This is a genomic window from Kitasatospora sp. NPDC059327 (genome assembly GCF_042752535.1).
Classification (GTDB): domain Bacteria; phylum Actinomycetota; class Actinomycetes; order Streptomycetales; family Streptomycetaceae; genus Kitasatospora.
Genome location: NZ_JBHYYB010000024.1, coordinates 113209 through 119223, shown reverse-complemented (window position 1 = coordinate 119223; position 6015 = coordinate 113209). Strand labels below are relative to the sequence as shown.

The following is a 6015-nucleotide window of genomic DNA, read 5'->3' as shown; positions in this document are numbered from 1 at the left end:
CCGGGCGCCGCCGACGCCCCGGCGCGCGCCCCCCCCGCGCTTCGCGCCGCGCCCCCCTACCCCCCCCCCCGCCCGGCGGGGGGGGGCGCACCGCGGCCGGGCCGGTCCGATCCGTCCGGTGCCCCGGTCAGCCCCTGCGGTGGTAGGAACCGAGGCCCTGGAACGGCTCGGTGTCCAGCCAGTCATGGCCCCGGTCGTCCACCGGGCAGCCGGCCACCTGCAGCCGCTGCGCGACCTTGCGCAGCGCGAAGGCGGGGTTCCCGTCCGCCGTGAACCGGATCACGTTGCGGCCCGCCAGGTCCGAGGCCGGCCGGATGTCCCCGAACTCGACGATCACCGTCCGTTCCGGAAAGGCCATCAGCACCATGCCCAGTTCGATCAGCACGTTCTGGCGCGGCTGGCCGGTGGGAGCCAGCTCGTGCGGCGGCTCGGCGGACCCCTTCAGGTCGTCGTGGAGCACGGCGACGTCGTCCGGGGTGAGCAGGACGAGCGCGGCCCCGGCCACCCTGGGCGCGTGGGCCACCACCTCGCCGATGAACGGGGAGGGGAGGCCGGTCGCCCCGACCAGGTGCTCCCACTCCAGGGGGTTCAGTCCCAGCCTGCGCAGCAGCCCGAACATCTCGCGCCGGACCTGCTCGTCGCGGCCGTGGACCACGAACACGTTGCGGCTCCGCTCCGGCGCGGCCGACGCCCGCGCGTCCGCCATCCGTTCGGCGGCCTGCCCAGGACCGCCGTGGTTGACGGTCTTGCCGGTGGAGAGGTCGATGTCGCCCTTGCCGAAGTGGTTGCCGTACACGGCTTCGCCACGCCCCGCTTCCTGGTCTGTCATGGGGTCGGGTGTCCTTGGTCCTCGGTGGTCGGATCGGTGGCCGTGGCCTCGGGCCTGTCCCGTGTCGACGCCGCCCGGGAGGTCACGTGTTGACCTGCTTGTCGCGCGAGAGATCGATGTCGCCGGTGCCGAAGTGGTTGCCGGCCAGCACGGTGCTCTGGTTGCGCCGGTGGTCCGCCAGGTCGACCTGGTGCTCCCGCAGGAAGCGCTCGACGAGGTGCAGGAGCCGACGCTCCACGATCCGGGTGTACTTGTCGGCGTCCGACTCCTGGAAGTAGTGGTGGTAGGAGTCGCTGCAGGCCAGCTCGCGGACGCTGGTGCGCGCGCCGCGGTTCACCGCGAGCGTGGCGTACCGGCCGAGGCGGAACTCGCTGTGGTCGGCGACCGCGACGATCTCGACCTCGAAGCGCCGCCCCTCCCGGTAGTGCCGGCGGAGCCGCGCGAGCCCCGACAGCAGCGGACCGAGGGGCAGCAGGATCCTCCAGGACCGGCTCAGCACGTGCCGCAGGGAGTCCCGAGCCGCCCGCGACAGCAGCGGTCCGTCCAACCGCTCCGGCAGCCGGTCGACCAGGTGGAACTCGGAGATCACCGGGGTGAGCACATGGCTGTGGAACTCGGTGTGCAGCGTGTTGCCGCGGATGTCGAATCCCACGAACACCGAGGTGACCAGCTCCTCCTCCCAGGAACCGATCCGGGCGCACAGATACTCACGGGACGCACCGTAGCCCTCCGCCCAGTGCTCGTCCCGGTCCTCGCCGATCACCGGCAGCGGGCTCCAGCCCTCCCCGGCGGACCGGTCGTGCACGGTGACCGCCCGGGCGTAGCTGCGGCGCTCCACGGTGAGGGTCGCGATCCGCTCGGACTCCCGCGCCTGGTCACGCAGTTCGGCGGTGATGTGCTGCTGGACGAACGCCGCCAGCTCCGCGACATCGAACGGCACGACGGGGCGGCGTCCGGTGACGACCGGTCCGGTGGGCGCCTCGACCGAAAGCGGATCCGTCCGGCCGAGGATCCGGGCGACCAGGTCCGCCGCGTCGTTCCCGTCCTCCGGGGCCCCGAGCAGCAACTGCGCGTTCGACCACCGGCTCAGCCGGGCGCCGGCCCCGACGAACGGGCGGTATCCGCCGAAGTAGGCGACACCGTCCCGGGCCGACTGCTCGCGGTCGATCTTCTCGACGAACTCGTCGTGCAGGAGGTCGGCCGACGGCCGACCACCGTCGAAGCCCCCGCCCGGCCCGCTCTCCTTGAGCCGGGTGATCAGGGTCTGCAGGGTGGCCACCCGCCGCAGGTAGTCGGCCGACCACCACAGCCAGAGGGCGAGCAGCAGCAGGGAGCCGGTCCCGATCACGCCGGTGCCGGAGAGGACCAGCAGGAGGACGCCCCCGACACCGAGGTAGACCCAGGCCTTGCGCTGCAGCGCGCGGGCCGCGAGGGCGTGCGCCAGCACCGGGACGGCGTCGTAGCCGAACGAGGGGGCGACCGCCCGGGCCCGGTTGGTCAGCAGCTCCCGGATGACCGCGCCGCGGTACTCCGGGGACAGGTAGGTGCCCGCCGCGAGCAACCGGGTGGCCCGGCTGCGGGGGTCCACTCCCGGGGGATCGGTGTGCCCGTCCGGGCCGGGCGGCGCGGTGAGGGAGGCGCCGTGGATGGTCATCCGTGGTTCAGAGCTCCTGTCGTGGAGTGGGTCCGGTAGTACTGCCGCGCCCGGTGTCACGGAAGGCGTCCCGGACGGTGCGGCCGGAAACGGCGCCTTCGCGCCCGTGCCGAGCCACCGTCATGCCGTGCGGGTGACGGTGGCCTTGGTGATGGCGCCGTCGAGGACGGTGTAGACGCCGCGGAAACGCCGGACCGTGCCGTCCGTCTGCCGGGCCTCCAACGTCGCGGTGACCGCGGCACCCTCGACCGAGAGCACGGACACCGTGGTGGAGGTGGTTCCGGAGAAGCCGGCGACGAAGGTGTCGTAGTCGCCGGCGAGGTTGCGCCCGCCGAGTTGCCAGGCCGTGCGGAACGCACCGGTGTTGACCGCCGTGTAGTAGTCGTGCAGCACCACGTCGGGCTGGGCGACTCCGGCCGTCGTCGCCGTCGCAGCCGTCGTCGCCGTCGCAGCCGTCGTCGCCGTCGCAGCCGTCGTCGCCGTCGTCGCCGTCGTCGCCGCGGTCGTTGCCGCGCTCCCGGTCGCCGTACCGGCCGTCGTCGCCGTCGCGGAGCCGGACGGCGACGGGCCGAACCAGGACGAGGACGGCGAGGCCGACGCCACCGGCGTCCGGCCGGACGACGGCGTGTAGGTGGCGGAGCGCGAGGGTGTCCAGGTGGGCGTGGAAGCCGTCCACGAGGGCGTCACCGCCGGCGGTGGCTCGTTCCATCCCCCGCCCCGGGAACCGGTGAAGAGGCTCTCGTCGATGCCACCCTCGTCGTCCGACCCGAAGTCGATGCCGCCGCCCAGTCCGAGCAGCAGCACCAGCACCGCCAGCGAACCCCCCACGACGGCGAACACCCCGGTCCGGACGCTGCCGGGCGGGGGCAGCAGCGACGGTGGCTGGTGCACGGGCCGGGCGCCGCCCGGAACACGGACCCGGCTGTCGGGCGGGACCGGCGGCTCCGGAATCTTGTCGTTCAACGCGGACCTCCTGTGCGGTCGCCGACGGACTCGGGCGTGGGACCCGGCGCATCCGGCCACCCGGCCCGACCACCGTGCCCCGGCCCCGGGTCCGCGGACCCACCGGTCACCGCCCCTCGGGTCGATCCGACCAGCCCCCCTGCTTCCGCGGCCACAACCGGAGCTCTTCCGATCCGCTTCCGATGCGCCGTCCGACCGGGTCACGGGGTCCGCCGGCGCCTCCGTGACGAACGGCGGCACAGCGCCGTCGAGCACCCTGCCTCCCGCCCGGTAGCCGCCGTCCGGCACCGCCGCCGCGTACGGTGCGGCGCGCCCGTACCGGAACGACTTCCGACTCCGCTGGTCGACTTCACCGGCCGGCGGAGCGCTGCCGCAGAGCTGACCGCCGTGCTCACCCGGCCCGACCCGGGCGCCGTGGTCATCGCGGCGGTCAACGGGATCGGTGGTTCCGGAAAGACCGGTCTGGCCCTGCGCGTCGCCCACGCCCTGCGCGAGCGGTTCCCCGACGGCCGACTGCACCTGGACCTGTGTGGCGCCCAGGCCGACCCGCTCGACCCGGCCGAGGCCCTCGGCCTGCTGCTGGCCTCGCTCGGCGTCGCCGAGCGGGAGATCCCGGCGGACCCGGCCGAGCGCGCCGCGCGCTACCGCACCACCGTGGCCGGCCGCCGCCTGCTGGTGCTGTTCGACAACGCGGCCTCCGCCGAGCAGATCGCCCCTCCTGCTGCCCGGAGCTCGGACCTGCGCGGTCCTGGTCACCAGTAGGGTCTGGCCGACCGGCCTCCCGGGCGCCCACCACCTCCACCTCGACGCGATGGAGCCGGCCGAGGCGCTGGACCTGCTCGCCACCGTCGCCGGCCGCGCACGGACGGAGGCCGAGCCCGAGGCCGCCACCGCGATCGTCACGGCCTGCGGCCTGCTGCCGCTGGCCGTACGGGTGGCCGGCTCCAGGCTCGCGGCCGACCCCGCGCAGTCCCTGGCCGGCCTGGCCTCCGCCCTGGCCGACGAGCGGACCCGCCTCGCCGAACTCACCCACCACCACACGTCGGTCGAGCCCGTCCTGGCGCTCTCCTACGCCCGGCTCGACAACGAACGGGCCGGCGCCCTCCGGCAGCTCGCCCTCCCGGACACGCCCGTGCTCGGCCTGGGCCCGGCCGCGACGCTGCTCGACCGGGCCCGCGAGGCCGGTGAGCGGTGTGCCGAGCTGACCGGCGGTGAGGCCTCCATCTCCTCGTCCGTCGGGAGCTACTACCTGGCCCGGATCCTCCATCTCTGCGGCGACCTCGCGCGGGCCCTGGAGCGGGCGGAAGGCGCCCTGGCCCGGTTCCGTTCCTTCGGCGTGCCCGCCTTCCATGCCGCGACCGGCGGCCTGATCGCCCGGATCCACCACTCGGCCGGGCGGCAGATCATCATCTGGGACTACACCACCGGCAGCCGGGCACTCTCCACCTCGTTCCCCTGCCGCTCCGGCCAGTACTCCTACACCTACACCCTCACCAACCCGACCCCGGGCCACGACTACAAGGCCGAGGCCCGCTTCTACTGGCAGCCCGGCAGCGGCTACGACTACCAGCTCAGCCCCGACCTCTGGTACTGAGCCACCGGGTGCGAGGTGACACGGCCCTCACCCCCGTGGGCCCCTCACCCCCGTGGGCCCGTCACCCCCGTGGGCCCTGCGCCCGCACCGCGTCCCGCTCCCGACACGCTCGGGGGCGGGACGCCCTGGCGTCCGGTCAGGCGCGCGGCTCCTCCGACCGCGCGCTGGCCGCGCGGGCATCGATCACCGCCCGTCCACAGCCGGCGACAGGCCCGCGGTGCGTGCGGCGACGCCCGCCTGGACCGCGAAGAGGCGGTCCCGCGCGTGCTGGTCGAGCGTGTGGAAGTGGCCGTGCACCTCCAGGGTGACGAAGCCGTGCACGGTGGCCCAGGCCAGCATCAGGGCTTCCGCCCCGTCCGGCACCAGCGGGCTGCCGAACAAGCCGCGTTCGGCCGTGTCGGCGACGAGTTCGACCATGTGCTCCATCGCCCGCCGGCCGGCCACCACGGTCGGTCCGTCCGGTGGGGCCGCGTAGCCGGGTACGGGGGAGCCGAAGATGAGGGCGAAGCCCTCCGGATTCCGCTGCGCCCAGGCGCGGTAGGCCGTGCAGGTGGCCACGAAGCGGCCGTCCAGGTCGTCCGGCGGCACGGTCTCGCGGGTCGCCGTCAACGCGTCCGACAGACTGTCGTACGAGTCGGCGACCAGGGCGGTGAGCAGCTCGTCCCGGTCGGCGAAGTAGCGGTAGAGCGCGGGCGGGGTCATCCCCATGGTGCGGGCGATGTCGGCGAAGCGGAGGTTCGCGGCGCCACGCTCGACGATCAGGCCCAGGGCCGCGCGCTTGATCTCCTCCACGGTGTCGGCGCGCAGCCGCTCGCGGCGGCTCCGCCCCCCGCTCTCCTCGGTCGACCCACCCGTCATCGCATCTCCATCCGCCCGCCGCGCCAGTCACCGCGTTGACAATCCGTACCCGTCGAGGGAAACGTTACGCTTCATAAGGCGCGTTATGAAGCGTAACGCTTTGCCTGGGGTGGAGCC

General features: G+C 74.2%; 6 protein-coding genes. 2 read left to right on the top strand and 4 right to left on the bottom strand.

The genetic code is table 11. The features are described 5' to 3' along the window. Positions 1-127 precede the first annotated feature (127 nt). The 3 genes from ACFXHB_RS17410 to ACFXHB_RS17400 form a co-directional block, all read right to left on the bottom strand. On the bottom strand, positions 128-829 hold the full coding sequence (locus ACFXHB_RS17410; RefSeq protein WP_380575139.1) for a TIR domain-containing protein: 702 nt from the start codon (positions 827-829) through the stop codon (positions 128-130). 82 nt (positions 830-911) lie between these two features. Then, a complete protein-coding gene (locus ACFXHB_RS17405; protein WP_380575138.1) occupies positions 912-2483 on the bottom strand; it encodes a hypothetical protein in 1572 nt (523 codons plus the stop codon). Positions 2484-2603: 120 nt separating this feature from the next. Then, positions 2604-3446 carry a hypothetical protein gene (locus ACFXHB_RS17400; RefSeq protein WP_380575137.1) on the bottom strand — a complete coding sequence of 281 codons (843 nt, stop codon included), beginning with the start codon at positions 3444-3446 and terminating at the stop codon, positions 2604-2606. Positions 3447-3833: 387 nt separating this feature from the next. Between ACFXHB_RS17400 and ACFXHB_RS17395 the strand changes: the two genes are divergently transcribed. Both ACFXHB_RS17395 and ACFXHB_RS17390 read left to right on the top strand, forming a co-directional pair. Beyond that, positions 3834-4208, top strand: coding sequence for a hypothetical protein (locus tag ACFXHB_RS17395; RefSeq protein ID WP_380575136.1), 375 nt, complete (start codon positions 3834-3836; stop codon positions 4206-4208). Then, entirely contained in the window at positions 4165-5040 is an 876-nt protein-coding gene (locus ACFXHB_RS17390; protein WP_380575144.1) for an NB-ARC domain-containing protein, read from the top strand. Before ACFXHB_RS17395 ends, ACFXHB_RS17390 begins: the two co-directional genes overlap by 44 nt. Before the next feature lie 183 nt (positions 5041-5223). Here ACFXHB_RS17390 and ACFXHB_RS17385 read toward each other — a convergent pair whose 3' ends face one another. After that, positions 5224-5898: a TetR/AcrR family transcriptional regulator gene (locus tag ACFXHB_RS17385; protein ID WP_380575134.1), complete on the bottom strand. Its 675-nt coding sequence runs from the start codon at positions 5896-5898 to the stop codon at positions 5224-5226. Positions 5899-6015 lie beyond the last annotated feature (117 nt).